The 14,651-nt window shown below is 63.0% G+C and carries 11 protein-coding genes, 2 other RNA genes and 3 pseudogenes; 4 read left to right on the top strand and 12 right to left on the bottom strand.

Annotated features, from left to right (window positions below):
- Nucleotides 1-3 precede the first annotated feature (3 nt).
- Both J5I97_RS18405 and polA read right to left on the bottom strand, forming a co-directional pair.
- Nucleotides 4-79, bottom strand: a non-coding RNA gene (locus J5I97_RS18405) — sX9 sRNA.
- 482 nt (nucleotides 80-561) lie between these two features.
- Nucleotides 562-3,369, bottom strand: coding sequence for a DNA polymerase I (polA, locus tag J5I97_RS18410; RefSeq protein ID WP_208588069.1), 2,808 nt, complete (start codon nucleotides 3,367-3,369; stop codon nucleotides 562-564).
- Between the two features lie 77 nt (nucleotides 3,370-3,446).
- Here polA and J5I97_RS18415 point away from each other — a divergent pair, with 77 nt between their 5' ends.
- Nucleotides 3,447-3,734 carry a DUF2782 domain-containing protein gene (locus J5I97_RS18415; protein ID WP_208588070.1) on the top strand — a complete coding sequence of 96 codons (288 nt, stop codon included), beginning with the start codon at nucleotides 3,447-3,449 and terminating at the stop codon, nucleotides 3,732-3,734.
- A 73-nt stretch (nucleotides 3,735-3,807) separates the two neighbouring features.
- Here J5I97_RS18415 and J5I97_RS18420 read toward each other — a convergent pair.
- The 5 genes from J5I97_RS18420 to cls form a co-directional block, all read right to left on the bottom strand.
- A non-coding RNA gene (locus tag J5I97_RS18420) (sX9 sRNA) lies at nucleotides 3,808-3,883 on the bottom strand.
- 146 nt (nucleotides 3,884-4,029) lie between these two features.
- Complete coding sequence (locus tag J5I97_RS18425) at nucleotides 4,030-4,452, bottom strand: DUF2147 domain-containing protein (protein WP_208588071.1); 423 nt, start codon at nucleotides 4,450-4,452, stop codon at nucleotides 4,030-4,032.
- 440 nt (nucleotides 4,453-4,892) lie between these two features.
- The gene (uvrD, locus tag J5I97_RS18435) at nucleotides 4,893-7,079 is read right to left on the bottom strand and encodes a DNA helicase II (protein WP_208588072.1); all 2,187 of its coding nucleotides are present in this window, start codon (nucleotides 7,077-7,079) and stop codon (nucleotides 4,893-4,895) included.
- 123 nt (nucleotides 7,080-7,202) lie between these two features.
- On the bottom strand, nucleotides 7,203-8,588 hold the full coding sequence (locus tag J5I97_RS18440) for an FAD/NAD(P)-binding protein (protein WP_208588074.1): 1,386 nt from the start codon (nucleotides 8,586-8,588) through the stop codon (nucleotides 7,203-7,205).
- A 380-nt stretch (nucleotides 8,589-8,968) separates the two neighbouring features.
- A complete protein-coding gene (cls, locus tag J5I97_RS18445) occupies nucleotides 8,969-10,387 on the bottom strand; it encodes a cardiolipin synthase (protein ID WP_208591820.1) in 1,419 nt (472 codons plus the stop codon).
- A 221-nt stretch (nucleotides 10,388-10,608) separates the two neighbouring features.
- Between cls and J5I97_RS18450 the strand changes: the two are divergent.
- Nucleotides 10,609-10,821, top strand: a pseudogene (locus J5I97_RS18450) (4-carboxy-4-hydroxy-2-oxoadipate aldolase/oxaloacetate decarboxylase); the annotation flags it as partial.
- A 229-nt stretch (nucleotides 10,822-11,050) separates the two neighbouring features.
- Here the strand turns inward: J5I97_RS18450 and rpmG are convergent.
- The 4 genes from rpmG to rsmG form a co-directional block, all read right to left on the bottom strand.
- The gene (gene rpmG, locus J5I97_RS18455; protein WP_002809462.1) at nucleotides 11,051-11,218 is read right to left on the bottom strand and encodes a 50S ribosomal protein L33; all 168 of its coding nucleotides are present in this window, start codon (nucleotides 11,216-11,218) and stop codon (nucleotides 11,051-11,053) included.
- A 13-nt stretch (nucleotides 11,219-11,231) separates the two neighbouring features.
- Complete coding sequence (rpmB, locus tag J5I97_RS18460) at nucleotides 11,232-11,468, bottom strand: 50S ribosomal protein L28 (RefSeq protein WP_002809459.1); 237 nt, start codon at nucleotides 11,466-11,468, stop codon at nucleotides 11,232-11,234.
- Between the two features lie 201 nt (nucleotides 11,469-11,669).
- Entirely contained in the window at nucleotides 11,670-12,158 is a 489-nt protein-coding gene (locus J5I97_RS18465; protein WP_088057057.1) for a hypothetical protein, read from the bottom strand.
- Between the two features lie 418 nt (nucleotides 12,159-12,576).
- A complete protein-coding gene (gene rsmG, locus J5I97_RS18470) occupies nucleotides 12,577-13,215 on the bottom strand; it encodes a 16S rRNA (guanine(527)-N(7))-methyltransferase RsmG (RefSeq protein ID WP_208588077.1) in 639 nt (212 codons plus the stop codon).
- Between the two features lie 137 nt (nucleotides 13,216-13,352).
- On the opposite strand from rsmG, the pseudogene J5I97_RS18475 reads away from it, so the two are divergent.
- Together J5I97_RS18475 and J5I97_RS20710 are read left to right on the top strand one after the other, a co-directional pair.
- Nucleotides 13,353-13,662 (top strand): annotated as a pseudogene (locus J5I97_RS18475) (PhoD-like phosphatase N-terminal domain-containing protein); the annotation flags it as partial.
- 25 nt (nucleotides 13,663-13,687) lie between these two features.
- A pseudogene (locus J5I97_RS20710) lies at nucleotides 13,688-13,872 on the top strand (alkaline phosphatase D family protein); the annotation flags it as partial.
- Nucleotides 13,873-13,986: 114 nt separating this feature from the next.
- On the opposite strand, the gene J5I97_RS18480 reads toward J5I97_RS20710, so the two are convergent.
- Complete coding sequence (locus J5I97_RS18480) at nucleotides 13,987-14,583, bottom strand: 4'-phosphopantetheinyl transferase family protein (protein WP_208588078.1); 597 nt, start codon at nucleotides 14,581-14,583, stop codon at nucleotides 13,987-13,989.
- Between the last annotated feature and the right edge of the window lie 68 nt (nucleotides 14,584-14,651).

Genomic DNA, 14,651 nt, shown 5'->3' on the forward strand with positions numbered 1-14,651 from the left:
AGCGGCTAACAAAACGTAGCAAGCAGTCGTCAGGTGGGTGCGGACGGGGCTGAGCAACCGCAGAGTGCACGTGGTAAATGCAGATGCCGGGCACCGGCCGCGCCCGCCTGGCGGTGAGCGCAGTCGTTTTGTTAGCCGCTCTAAATTTACAGCGTTGAATGAAACGCTGTACTGAGTGAGCGAGTTAATCGCGCCTGTATAAATTTGTGATTGCCAGCGCGGCCAAATGCATTCAGCCATTCGATGGATGGCTGACGCTAAATCGCGAGAAAATTCAGGAATGAACATAAAAAGCCCCGCAGACCAGGGGGAGGTCGGCGGGGCCAGGGAACGAAAACTTGGGGAGGAGTTTCCGTTCCGAGATCTGCTCCAGGGGATGGGAGAGATCTAGCGACAGGCGTTGCGCCCGTCGAGGGATATAACAACATTCTCTACATTGATGAATCGTGAAGACAACTGTTGAAGATCTGCAGAATTTATCGGTTATTCATGCCATAAACATTTGCTGAATTCTCACTCTGTCAGGTCTGCACATCCAGCATATCAGAGCGATTTGCTGCGTCAGTGGGCCTCGTCCCAGTTATCGCCAACACCGGAATCGACTACAAGCGGGACACGCAACTCGGCGGCCGACGACATCCGCGTGGTGACTTCACTCAGCAGCGTGTCGACAAAATCGGCATCGGCCTCAAATACCAGTTCATCGTGCACTTGCAGAATCATCAGAGCGCGCTCGGCGTGGCCGGCGATCCAGCCGTCCACGCTGACCATGGCGCGCTTGATGATGTCGGCGGCGGTGCCCTGCATCGGGGCGTTGATGGCCGCGCGCTCGGCGCCGGCGCGCTGGCCTTGGCTGCCGGCGTTGATGAAGTCCAGATACAGCCGGCGGCCGAATACCGTTTCCACGTAACCCTTGTCGCGGGCCTGCTGGCGGGTGGTTTCCATGAAATCGCGCACGCCCGGATAGCGGCTGAAATACAGAGCGATGTAGTCCTGTGCCTCGCCACGACCGATGCCAAGTTGCCGGGCCAGGCCGAACGCGCTCATGCCATACATCAGGCCGAAGTTGATCGCCTTGGCAGCGCGGCGCTCATCACCGCTGACAGTGTCGATCGTGCGGCCGAATACTTCCGCTGCAGTGGCGCGGTGCACGTCGGCGCCGGACTCGAACGCGCCAACTAGCCCGGGGTCGCCGGACAGGTGCGCCATGATGCGCAGCTCGATCTGCGAGTAGTCGCAGGCGATCAGCTTGCGCCCGGTCGGGGCGATGAAGGCGCGGCGGATGCGGCGGCCGTCTTCGGTGCGGATCGGGATGTTCTGCAAATTGGGATCGGACGAGGACAAACGCCCGGTCGCGGCACCGGCCTGGTGGTAGCTGGTGTGCACCCGTCCGGACTGCGGGTGGATCATTTCCGGCAGCTTATCGGTGTAGGTGCTGCGCAGCTTGGTCAGGCCGCGGTACTCCAGAATCACCCGCGGCAACGCGTGTTGGTCGGCGATGGCTTCCAGCGCTTCTTCATTGGTCGAGGGCTGGCCCTTGGGCGTCTTGATCACGGCCGGTAGCTTGAGCTCATCGAACAACAACGCCTGCAGCTGTTTGGGCGAATCCAGGTTGAAGGTGCGCCCGGCCAGCTCGGTGGCCTTTTGCTGAGCGGCGAGCATGCGCTTGGACAGGTCGGTGCTTTGCCGGCGCAGTTCGGCGGCGTCCACACACACGCCGTTAGCCTCGATACGCGCCAGCACTTCCACCAGCGGGATCTCGATGTCGCGATAGACGCGCTCCAGCCCCGGCTCGGCAGCCAGCTTGGGGCCGAGCACGTGGTGCAGGCGCAGGGTGATGTCGGCGTCTTCGGCGGCGTAGCGGGTGGCGTCCTCCAGGCTGATCTGCGCGAACGGGATCTGCTTGGTGCCCTTGCCGCAGACATCTTCGTATTTGACGGTGTCGTAGCCCAGATAGCGCTTGGCCAGGCTATCCATGTCGTGGCGAGCGCTCCCGGAATTGAGCACGAAGCTCTCCAGCAAGGTGTCCTCGCTGTAGCCGGCCAGGGCGATGCCGTGGCGGCGCATCACGTGCAGGTCGTACTTGCCGTGCTGGCCGAGCTTGCGCACCGCAGGGTCGGTCAGCAGCGGCGCCAACTGGGCCAGTGCCTGGGTGCGGTCGAGCTGGGCCGGGGCGCCGGGGAAGGTGTGACCGAACGGCAGATACGCGGCCTGGCCGGGCTCGGCGGCCACGCTCAGGCCGATCAGGTCGGCCTGCAGCGGGTCCAGGCTGTCGGTTTCGGTATCGAAGGCGAACTGGCCGGCGGCGCGCAGGCGTGCGATCCAGCTGTCGAGCTGTTGCTGGGTCAGGATGGTCTCGTACTGGCCGGGTGCCGACAGTGCGGGATCCACTTCCACAGGGGCACTGACCGGGCCGGACACGAAGCCGGTGCCGCGCGCACGACCGGGCTCGGTGCGCGCGCTGGCTGCGGTTGCGGCTGCGCCCAGCGCCATCGGCTCGGTCGACAGACCGGCCTGAGCTGCGGCGGCGCCGAGTTCGCGTAGCGCTTGAGTGAAGCCATGGCGTGCGTATAGCACCGCCAGCGTTTCGGCGTTGGGCTCGCGCAGATCCAGCGCGCGCGGGCCACTGGCCAGCGTCACGTCGGTCTTGATGGTGACCAGCTCGCGGTTGAGCGGCAGGCGTGGCAGCGCGGCGCGCAGGTTCTCGCCGATCTTGCCCTTGATCTTGTCGGCGTTGGCGATCACGCCATCGAGCGAGTCGTATTCGGCAAGCCACTTGGCGGCGGTCTTGGGGCCGCACTTCTCCACGCCGGGCACGTTGTCCACGGTGTCGCCCATCAGCGCCAGCAGGTCGACGATCTGGTTCGGACGCACGCCGAACTTGGCGATCACCGCTTCGTCCGAATCCATGCGGCTGCCGCTCATGGTGTTGACTAGTTCGATGCCCGGGCGCACCAGCTGTGCGAAGTCCTTATCGCCGGTGGAGATGATGACGCTCAAGCCATCGGCGGCGGCCTGCAGGGCCAGCGTACCGATCACATCGTCGGCTTCCACGCCATCGATGCGCAGGATGTCGATGCCCAACGCATGCACGATCTCGCACATCGGCTGCACCTGCGCGCGCAGGTCATCGGGCATCGAGGGGCGATTGGCTTTGTAATCGGCATACAAGTCGTCACGAAACGTCTTGCCTGGTGCATCCACCACGAACGCGATGTAGGCCGGGCGTTCCTTCAAGGTGGCGCGCAGCATGTTGACCACGCCGAACAATGCACCAGTGGGCTCGCCCTGCGCATTGGTCAGCGGCGGAAGCGCGTGGAACGCGCGATACAGGTAACTGGACCCGTCGATCAGGACTAATCTGCTCATGCGCCAATTCTACGCTGCACGCCCAAGCCGCACCGCCCAGCGCATACTGGCCGGCGACCTGGAACGGACAAACGACGATGAACAGAGCGAGTCTTTTACTGCTGCCGTTACTGCTGCTCGGCGGCTGCGCTACCGGTAGTGCGAGTGCCGGCGGCGATGTAGCGGCCGGTGCCGATGTCACCAGCAAGACCATGGACAACGGCGACAAGGTCGACGAGTACCGGGTCAACGGCCAGTTGGAAATGGTGCGCGTGACGCCCGCACGCGGTGCGCCCTACTTCCTGTACGACCGCAACCACGACGGCCATACCGATGCCGAGAAAGACAAGGTCAACAAGGTGTATTGGAAGCTCTATAGCTGGTGAGTGCGTCAGCCTGAGTGCTTCCATCAAAACCACTGCGTTGACCGCAAGGCAGGCGCGGCCAGTACTTAAGAGCGGCTAACAAAACGTAGCGAGCAGTCGTCAGGTGGGTGCGGACGGCGCGGAGCAACCGGAGTGTACGCGTGGTACATGCCGATTCCGAGCACCGGCCGCGCCCGCCTGGCGGTGAGCGCAGTCGTTTTGTTAGTCGCTCTAAGTACGTAACGGTTTTAGATGGCCGCCCGTGCTAGCGGCCAGCTAGCGGCGTCGCTGGAACGCGTCTGCTTTTGCAAGGCAATCAGGTGGCTGGCTGCCAAGTCGGACCTTGGCAAATGAAGGCCACGCACCCCTCCACTTTCAATGAACCATCGGCATCTCGCCTGATCTTGGCGTTATAGGTCTTGCCGGATTCCGGGTTGTAGATCTTGCCTTTCCACAGATCCCCCGCATCCACCAGCTCGCTGAGGATCACGGTGCCTTCCATCGGAGTGTTGTGTTTTCCAGGATCCGGATTGAATACGTCGGTCTTTGCGCTACCGGGCTTGCTTCGCAGCACCTTGACGATTTTTCCGCATAACGACGCGCCGCAGGACTGAATCTCCACCAAGGCTTGCTGGTTATCGGTGAACCATTTTCCGGTGATTGGCTCGGCGGCAAATGCATGAGTGCTCTGAGTGACAAGACCGACGATAAGGCAACAAGCTGCAACGAGACGTTTCATTGGAATCCCCAAGCGCGATCAGACGTGGATGACGGGCGATGTTCGCTGAGCTGAAGTGCGTGATAGACCCCACGCCAATCTTTCTGCACCAGGCGACTTCGATGATATCGACGTCGTCTTGGAAGATTATTAGCGTCGGTTTTGCCGTGTTTACGCAGGTCGCGACAAGCGAGTGCCGCCATTTACGCTGGTCGTGCTCGCGGACAAGTCTACGCTCACGGTGAAAGGCAAGCGCATCAACTCCACCTTCAGATGGGAAATGTGAGTGTGCGACGACGCAGCGGAAGCGATGCTTCATCCAGCTGTGGTTTTGCCCCATGCAGTGACGCGATTTCAGCTTGTCGCCTGACGTCAGACAACAACCGGATTAGGAATGGCGCGCTCCAGCGCCATCATCGCTTCATGAAGGGAGCAGAATCGCCGGTGGGAAAACAACCGACCTAAACCACCGTCAAATTCGCATACCCCATCACCAGCCACTTGGCGCCGACTTCATCGAACTGCACCTGCACGCGCGCATGCGCACCGGCGCCTTCATAGTCGACCACTACACCGCCGCCGAACTTGGGGTGTTCGACGTTGGCGCCCAGTTTGATTGGTGCCGCTTCGACAACGCCATGCACCGGTCCGCCACGCGTCGCGCCCAGCAAGGCAGTGCGGCAGACCTGCACTTTCGGACGCACTTCGTGCAGCAGATCGCGCGGAATTTCGCGTAAAAAGCGCGATGGCACGTTGTAGTTGTCCTGGCCGTGGATGCGCCGCGACTCGGCGTAGCACAGCACTAGTTTTTGCCGCGCGCGGGTGATGCCCACGTACGCCAGACGACGCTCTTCTTCCAGCCGCCCGCTTTCTTCCAGCGACCGCGCGCTCGGGAACAAGCCATCTTCCAGCCCGACCAGAAACACGATCGGAAATTCCAGGCCCTTGGCCGAATGCAACGTCATCAGCTGCACGCCTTCTTCGCCGGCCTGTGCCTGGCCTTCGCCGGCTTCCAGCGAAGCGTAGGCGAGGAAGGCGACCAATTCGGTCATGCCCTGGCTGTCTTCGTCGTCGGGACGGGTGAAGCGCGAAGCCACCGACACCAGTTCGTCCAGGTTTTCGGTGCGCGATTCCGAATCCACCCCACCGCGGCTTTCCTTGGCCCAGTGCTCGCGCAATCCTGAGCGCATCAGCACGTGGTCGATGCGCTCGGCCAATTCCATCTCGCCGGTTTCGGCATGCAACCGACCGACCAGGCTCAGGAACGTGGCCAACGCATTGCGGGCACGGGCGGCAAGGGTGTTTTCCTGCGTGCACAGCATCGCCGCTTCCCACAGCGACAGCGCATTGGCACGCGCCAGACGGCGCACTTCATCCAGCGTGCGATCGCCGATGCCACGCGTCGGCGTGTTGACTGCGCGCTCAAACGCGGCATCGTCGCTGCGGTTGGTGAGCAGGCGCAGATACGCCAATGCATCCTTGATTTCGGCGCGTTCGAAAAACCGCATGCCGCCATATACGCGGTACGGCAGCTGCTCGGAAATCAGCGCTTCTTCCAGCGCGCGCGACTGCGCGTTGCTGCGATAGAGCACCGCCACTTCGCCGTAGCTGCCGCCGTCGCGCACCCACTGCCGCGCGCGCTCGACCACATAACGCGCCTCGTCGACTTCGTTGTAGGCCCCATACAGATCGATCGGATCGCCATCGCCGGAATCGGTCCACAGCTGCTTGCCGATGCGGTCCGGATTGTGCGCGATCACCGCATTGGCCGCACCCAGAATATTGGCGCTGGAACGGTAGTTCTGCTCCAGCCGCACGGTCTGCGCACCGGGAAAATCCTTCAGAAAGCGCTGGACGTTCTCGACCTTGGCACCGCGCCAGCCGTAGATGGCCTGGTCGTCGTCGCCGACCACGAACACATGCCCGGTCTCGCCGGCCAGCACACGCACGAAGGCGTACTGGATGGCGTTGGTGTCCTGGAACTCGTCGACCAGGATCTCGCGGAAGCGCGCACGGTAATGCGCCAGCAAGGCCGGGGTGTCGCGCAGCAGTTCATGCGCGCGCAGCAGCAACTCGGCGAAATCCAGCAGCCCGGAGCGGTCGCAACGTTCCTGATAGGCCGCATACACCTGCCGGCGCACCTCGGTCCAATCGTCATTGGGCTCGGGCTGGATATGCTGCGGACGGCGGCCTTCGTCCTTTTGCTCGTTGATCCACCAGCTGATCTGCTTGGGCGGGTACTTGCTCTCGTCCAGCTCCAGCGACTGCACCACGCGCTTGACCAGCCGCAGCTGGTCGTCGCTGTCCATGACCTGGAAGCCTTCGGGCAGCCGCGCGTCCTGCCAATGCAGACGCAACAACCGATGCGCCAGCCCATGGAAGGTGCCGATCCACATCCCGCGGCTGCCGTTACGCAGCTGCAGGTCGGTGCGGTGGCGCATTTCGCCGGCGGCCTTGTTGGTGAAGGTCACCGCGAAGATGCCGTGGTTGGGCACACCCTGGACTTCATTGAGCCAGGCGATGCGATGGATCAGCACGCGCGTCTTGCCGGAGCCGGCGCCGGCGAGCACGAGGTAATGCCCCGGCGGCGCGGAAACGGCCTCGCGCTGGGCGGGGTTTAAATGATCGAGCAAATGAGAGACATCCACCGGTGCATTTTACCGGTTGCCGCGTCGCTTCGGCTGAGATCGCGATGAAGCGGTTGGGATTGTGGTAGCTGATCGCCTAGATAGAGTCCCTCTGCGGCCGGCACCGCGATCCCGGTATCTCCTTCAACGCCCCAACACCCCCAACACATTCCGCGCAATCGCCGTGGCCTGCTCCCGCAGCTCCGGCACCGCAAGGCTCTCCCATAATGATCCAGTCCGCAAACTGCCAATCACCCGCAGCCGCGGATTCGCGCAACCATCGGCAGCGATCAGACTGCCATCGGCATCGGTATCTACGCCAATCCCATGCGGCCCGGCCACTGCGATGCCCTGCCCCAGCAATTGCTGCAGCAGCGGGTTGCGCATCGCCTGCACGCGCATTTCCACACCGGTGGCATTGATCAGCGTCTGCACATCCAGCTGCAATGCATGCCCTGCACCGGCACTCACGCGAACGCAAGCGCCCGCCTGAAACGCGACATCCAGCCGCGCGCGATGCAATTGCAATTGTCCACGCGCCTGCATCGCCTGCAGCTGCGCATGCACAGGCGCGGCGATACGGTGACGGTGCACGTCCCAATAACGCACTACATGACGCAGGAAGCGGCACTGATCGGCTATCGACAGCGTTTGCCACAGCGCTTGGCTCAGCGGACGAATGCGCTCCATCACGCCCTGCCAGGGCAAGCCCTGCGCCGCTGCAACGCGCGCATGCGCGCGCAACGTGCGCATGCGCGCGCGCAGCGACATCGTCAACAGCAGCTGCGGGTCGAACTCTGCAACTGCGCCATGCGCCTGCGGCAACGGCAACAATCCATGTCGCGACACCACATGCACCGCTCCACGATGCGCCTGCGCAGCCAGCGTCACCACCGTATCGGCCATGCTCAGCCCCGAGCCGACGATGCATACCGCCGCATCCTGCGGCAATGCCGCGACCGCCTCGGTGTCCCAGGCATCCATCCGCTGCGCGCCCGACAAGCCGGTCGCTCCACGCAGCGGCAACGGCCGTAGCGCGTTGCCCACCGCCAGCACCACGGCGGTGGCCTGCACGGTCTGTCCATCGTCCAGCTGCAGCAGCGCGCCGCCTGCGTTGGGCTGCAATGTCTGCACACGTGCGGCGTGCAAGGTCAGCGTCGCTGGGCTATGCGCGCGTGCAGCGTGCAAGCGATCGCGCAAGTAAGGCGCGTAATGCCGCCGCCCGACAAACTGCCGCGGCAGTTGCGCGTCCTCCAGTTCCGGGTAACACCCATTCGCGCACAGGTAATCGACAAAGTCCTGCGGAGCCTCCAACAGCGCACTCATGCGCGCGGCCGGCACATTGAGCAGGTGCTCGGCACGTGCGGTGGAATACGCCACGCCCTCGCCCAGCACCGGATGCGGTTCGATCAACACGATCTGCATCGGCGCGGTCGCCTGACGCAGCAGCTGCAGCGCAATCAGCACACCGCAAGCGCCACCGCCGACGATGGCGATCAATGTATCGCCAGGATCACGCAGTTCATTCATGGCGCAATTGTAGGCGATGCCTGCGTCGCACTGATGACGGTGGATTGGTCAGTGGGAGAAATGGCCATCGCTCCACAGGCGCCCTGCCTGCCGGTCCGCAGACCTGAATCGACGCGTCCGGGACATGATCAGCCGTTGCCCAGAACACGCTCGCCATTGAAAAGCAGCCAGCCACCCCGTAGCAAGCAGAAATCGAGCGTGGCAGGCTGCGCTTATGAACCGCAGCGGTCAAGTGCCGACCCACCCCAAGCCCAGGAAGGGGAGGCCTGAAGCCTTGGGCAGCCCTTCTGTTAACCGCTCCGAGTCGCACCACCAACAGCAAGCCCCAGCACGCATTGCAAGTAACGACATGTCGCCGTGCCAACCCAAGCCATCCACCACTACATCAACGCATCCGCCAAGCGTGCAATCCCCTCACGACTGCGCCGCCATGCCGGACGACGACGCCACTGTTCCAGATCCAGCTGGCGCGCATTGGCCAGATAGTCCTGCTCGATTTCGCGTAACCGCTTCACCACGCCGGTGTCGTAGCACAACATGCCGATCTCGGCGTTGAGCGCGAACGAGCGGATATCCAGATTGATCGAGCCGACCAGCGCGATGTCTTCGTCCATGCTCAGATGCTTGGCATGCAAGAAATGCGGGCGGTACAGCGCAATCTTCACTCCACAGCGCAGCAGTTCCTCGAAATAGGCTTCCTGCGCCCACGCGGCCAGTCGCTGGTTGTTGCTCGCCGACAAGATCAGCTGCACATCCACGCCCGATACCCCGGCGATGCGCAGCGCACTGAGCAAGGCTTCGTCCGGCACGAAGTACGGTGTCACCAGCACCACCTTACGACGCGCAAGATGGATCACCGCATTAATCGCATCGCGTGCATTCTCGAACGGATACGCAGGCCCGCTGGGCAGCAATTGCGTGACGATATTGGCCGCGCATACCGGCGCGTCCGGCCACACGTCCAGGCGCTGCCCGGTTTCGGTGAACCAATCGCTGGCGAAGACCGCTTCCAGATGATTGACCACCGGCCCGCGCACGCGCGCCACCAGCTCGCGATTGGGCGTGCCGATGATGAAGCCGGCCTCGGCCAGGTTCTGTGAACCGACAAAGCCCATCTGGTTGTCGATTACCGCAATCTTGCGATGGTTGCGCAGATCCATGCGCCCGCTGCGGCGCCAGCGCAGGCCGCCGGGCAACACCGCCAACACCTCCACGCCGCCGGCCTGCAGCCGTTTGCGATAGCGGCGCAAACCGCGTTTGGCGCCCACTGCATCCAGCAACACGCGGCAGCGCACGCCACGCGCACTGGCACGCTCCAGCGCCGCCGCCGCCGCATCGCCCACCGCATCGTCGAACATCAGGTAATACAGCAGATGCACGCGTTTCTCCGCTGCGTCGATCGCCGCGACCAAGGCCTGCAACGACTGCGTGTAGTCGTCCAGCAGTTCCACCGCATTGCCCAGCGTCGGCATGAAATCGCCTTCCCGCTCGATCAGCCGCACCACCTCGGCGCTGCTAGTGTCCGCCTGCGGGGTCCAGCGCAAGGCGTGCAAGGGCAATTGCTGCTCGCGAATCACCTGCGAGGCGGCCGCTTGCCGTTCCACGCGCAGGCGCGACAACCACGGATGCCCGAACAATAGATACAGCGGCAGGCCGACCACCGGCACGAAGCCGATCAACAACAACCAGCTGCGCGCCGCGCCAGGCGTGGTGCGGGTGGGAATCCACAGCAGCGCGGCCAGGCGGATCACCCAGTCCAGCGCCAGTAGCCAAGTCCCTTGCAACCAGTCGGGCAGCATCGGCAATCCGTTTTCAATAAGGAGTCCGATTCTGACCGGGACGGGCGTAAACGCAACGGTGCAGACGTGGGGATTGACGTGTAAAGACGACGAGGATTCGGTTCTGGGGTCAGTGGCATGTTCTAACTACAAGCAAACCCAAATATGCATAGCCCAGATGGATCTTGAGCTGCCTCGCTCTCGGCGCACAGATGCGGCTCGCTACTAACGAGGATGAATGGATGAGCCAGTTCGTCACTCAGGTCCAGCGCATCTTCCTGGCCATCGTCGATGGGCTTGCGCAGGGCCGGCATGGCGACCGTCCAGGAGGCGCACGGGCGCACCGGCCTGCTGCATCACCCCCTGCGTCCGATTTATACCGGTTGTGCTGCTCCGCAGGCACCGTGTCGGTAGCGCCGGGCGACGACCGGATGATGCACGCGACCATCGAGCAATGACGCCACGGCGATGTGCCGGTAGTCGCGCCGACCAGCGAATGCGGGGACCGTGGTTCCGGCGAGAGAGGCCACGCCGGCTGCCGAGTTGTATCGCAAAGTGTTCGAAGGCAATGTATGCCGGGCATGCACATATGCTTGCGACCACACCCGTAACGCATCACCCCGCAACAGAAAAACCCGCCTTTCGGCGGGTTTTTACTTGAAAACAGACCCAGCGATCAGTTGATCACTTGATCTTGCCTTCCTTGTACATGACGTGCTTACGCACGACCGGGTCGTATTTCATCATTTCCATCTTCCCCGGAGTGTTCTTCTTGTTCTTGTCCGTGGTGTAGAAGTGGCCGGTAGCGGCCGAGGAAATCATACGAATCTTGTCACGCTTGCCTTTTGCCATGACTGCTTACTCCTCAGACCTTTTCGCCGCGCGCACGCAGCTCTTTCAGAACGGCATCAATCCCGTTCTTGTCGATGGTGCGCAATGCATGCGCGGAGACACGGAGCTTCACCCAACGGTTCTCGCTGGCGACCCAGAAGCGGCGCTCGTGCAAGTTGGGCAGGAAGCGGCGACGGGTTCTGTTGTTTGCGTGGGAGACGTTGTTACCCGTCTGCACACGCTTGCCGGACACTTGGCATACGCGGGACATTACGCACCTCGATAAATGAATAGCCACCCATAGCCTGGGGAGCGGCGGCCCCGACAGCGCCAGGCTGCCACGCAACGTTGGGAATCAATAACTTACGCTGGAACAGGCCGGCAACCCCATCGCGTTGGGTACCGCCATCCGGAGCGATCCGGGCACAGCGAGCCGCGCATTATGCACGGCATTTTCTTTGGCTACAAGCACTTAGCGAGCGATCGTCGCCTGACCTGAGCCGTCAGTCCTTTCGCTGTCCCCACTGAACTCGATGCGCTGACCAAAGATGTCGCAAAACAGCTGTGTTTTCACACCCTCGAAAAAGCCGTTAGTCGCCGTGTAACCAGCTCCTTGAACGGCAGGCGATGCAGGATGCGACTGCTTCCACCACCACCGATCAATCAGGTCTAGATGTCGTTGCGTATCGGAAAATCGCTCGGGCAGCGCTAATGCGGTCAGGGAGAGAATCCTACGGCGGAGCCGTTGCCGCTCGTGACGCTTTTCCTCGCTGTCGTGGCGGTAGGCAATATGCACGAGCGAATCGATGGCTTCTATTAGTTCTTTTGATGTTTCCTTCCGCACTTTCTCTCGCTCGACCTGCAAAGAGGCTTCTATCTGCCGGCTCGCCACGCATGCCGCGACACAGCCGCCAATAGCAGCAGCAACCAAAGTCGAAACAATGTTTGGCCAATCAATCACGTCAATCTCCTGAGGGAGGGATACCTCACGTTATTTTAAAACGCATGCCGCTGGAATCTACCGTCATTCTGGATTCGATCAGCACATAAGATCCACCACGCTGCGGTAGTGCGATATGTCTCTCGTTTTCATGGCGCGTGCAGCCAGCGATACAACACCAGCAAAGTGAACAAGGTGGACGAGACGATATCGCCGATCACCGTCGTGGCCAGCGGGCGTTTCGTGGTCATGCGCTGCTGCGACCGCAGCCACTCAGCAGTAGCTGCGCGATCAAGCATGTTGTCGCCGGTGGTGTCGCTAGCTTCGTCGGCCTGCCCTGTTCTGGCGCGAAAGTGCCCGGCGCATCCGTCTTCATCTTGCAGGCGGGAGAGCGGGTGCAGTGAGCGCAATCAAACCGCGCGACCCACCATGCTGCGGGTCAGGCCTTGCGCACCACCACCAGATGCCGTTCTCCATCGAGGCCGGGCACCTGCAGCGGATGCACCTCGCGAAGGCTCCAGCCTGCAGGAAGTGCGGCGATCTCGTCGTGCGGGTAAATGCCCTTCATCGCCAGCAGGCTGCCGCCGGGGCGCAACAGGTGCCCACCGACGGCGATGATGCCGGCTAGCGTGTCCAACGCCCGCGCGGTGAGGTGGTCGTAGGCGGCCGGTTCGTCCAGCGCCTCGGCGCGCGACTCGGCCACGCGTGCATTGCCCAGGGCCAAGTGCCGCAGCGCCTCGCGCATGAAACGCGCCTTCTTGCCGTTGCTTTCCACCAGGGTTACCTGCAACTGCGGGCGGGCGATCGCTAACGGGATGCCCGGCAGGCCGGGACCAGTGCCCAGATCGGCGAGCGTGCCGCTGGCGATGTACGGCTGCATGGCCAACGAATCGAGCAGATGGCGGGTGACCATCTCGCGCGGGTCTCGCACGGCGGTGAGGTTGTAGGTCTTGTTCCAACGCACCAGCAGCGTCAGATAGCGCAACAACGGCACGGCAACGTCCGCATCCAGCAATTGGGCCTGCAAGCCGTGCGCAAGTGCGGCGGCTACATCGGGGGGAAGCACGACATCGTTCATGCCGCGATTATCGCAGCTAGCGGCAGCGGTCGGCAGCGCGGCGCACGACCGGATCAGGCACCTGCCACGGACACGCTGCGGCAAGAAGGCGGCTCTCCAGCTGCATGCTGCCGCAGCTGCCTGAAGGACATCGCATGATCGCCGCTTCCGATCCGTCCCGCCGCCGCCTCTTGCAAGGTCTGGGTGCCGACCACTGCCGCCTGGTCCGGTCGCACGCTGGCCGCGCCGTCCGGGCGAGCGATCGTCACCGACGGGGTGCACAGCGGCGATGTACTGAAGGGCCGAGCGCGCTGCTGTGGAGCCGTTGCGATCGCCCGGTGCGCGCGGGTGGAATGTGAGATGCGCCCGAGCCTGCGTCAGGGGGGCGCGTGGATGGCAGATGGCGGTGCCGGCACATGACTTCACGCGGATGTGGATCTGGGCGCGTTGCCGCGCGATCACGACATCCTGTAGCCGCAACCGGGCGCGGACGCCCTTCGGGCCGACCATGGTGTTTCAAAAGGCCCCACACCTGCGCCGAACACCTGGCCGTTAGCCGATTACCAGTTCTTCGGCGAAGTGCAGATCGATGGCGCGAGTGGCGTGCCGACCGTGACCTTGCGCGATCTGCACGGCGTGGCGCAATCTCGTCAGCCGATTCTGCCGCGTAGTCGAGACGTGCCGACATCCCTGCGTGGTTTGCGCAGGGATGCATTGGACGCCGTGCGTCGCCACCTCCCATGCAGTGGCCGCGCCCGCCTTGTGATTGCGTGGCACGCGTGATCGCCGCCATTAGCCGGCCGCCACCGGATAAAACGCCAACGCCGCACGGTAGCCCGGTGCTGCCCACCACTCGTGCAAATGCCAGTGCGTGGCCTGGCCGATTGCGGGATCGCACCACTGCAATTGCAGCGCGCCGTCGGCTCTCAATGCATACGCAAGCCGATGCAGACCAAACGACAGGCCATGCCCGTAGGCCTTGAGCAAGGCTTCCTTGGCGCACCACAGACGAAAAAACAGCGCTTGTTGCGCGTCAGGCTCAAGCACGGCCAGCAGTGCGATTTCATCGGGATGGAAGAAACGTTGCGCGATCTCCAGCAGACGCAGGCGGGGGCGGATGCATTCCAGGTCCACACCCAACCGCACGCCTTCGCCCAGCCCGACCAGCAAGTAGTCGCCGCTGTGGCTCCAGCCGGTGTCCCGCTCAGGCAGAGCCCGTTGCAGAGATGGACGACCACGTGCGTCGCGCTGCAATGGCACCTGCGCGGGGTCGATACCTAACGCCTGACCGAGCAATTGCCGCGCCTGCGGCTCGCCGCGTTCGCCGTGCCGATGCGGGCGCAGCCATAGCTGTACCGGGCCGTGCTGCCAACTCGCCTGCGCTGTCACGTGTTGTGCACAAAGCCGAACGATGGGCGAGCTTGTTCACCGCGCTCGACAGCTGCTTCACGCGGGGC

This window comes from Xanthomonas fragariae (assembly GCF_017603965.1).
Taxonomy (GTDB): Bacteria; Pseudomonadota; Gammaproteobacteria; order Xanthomonadales; family Xanthomonadaceae; genus Xanthomonas; species Xanthomonas fragariae_A.

Excerpts from the sequence above, each read along its gene's own strand:
- polA (WP_208588069.1), bottom strand. The coding sequence starts at position 3,369 with ATGAGCAGATTAGTCCTGATCGACGGGTCCAGTTACCTGTATCGCGCG.
- J5I97_RS18415 (WP_208588070.1), top strand. The coding sequence starts at position 3,447 with ATGAACAGAGCGAGTCTTTTACTGCTGCCGTTACTGCTGCTCGGCGGC.
- J5I97_RS18425 (WP_208588071.1), bottom strand. The coding sequence starts at position 4,452 with ATGAAACGTCTCGTTGCAGCTTGTTGCCTTATCGTCGGTCTTGTCACT.
- J5I97_RS18440 (WP_208588074.1), bottom strand. The coding sequence starts at position 8,588 with ATGAATGAACTGCGTGATCCTGGCGATACATTGATCGCCATCGTCGGC.
- cls (WP_208591820.1), bottom strand. The coding sequence starts at position 10,387 with ATGCTGCCCGACTGGTTGCAAGGGACTTGGCTACTGGCGCTGGACTGG.
- rpmG (WP_002809462.1), bottom strand. The coding sequence starts at position 11,218 with ATGGCAAAAGGCAAGCGTGACAAGATTCGTATGATTTCCTCGGCCGCT.
- rpmB (WP_002809459.1), bottom strand. The coding sequence starts at position 11,468 with ATGTCCCGCGTATGCCAAGTGTCCGGCAAGCGTGTGCAGACGGGTAAC.
- rsmG (WP_208588077.1), bottom strand. The coding sequence starts at position 13,215 with ATGAACGATGTCGTGCTTCCCCCCGATGTAGCCGCCGCACTTGCGCAC.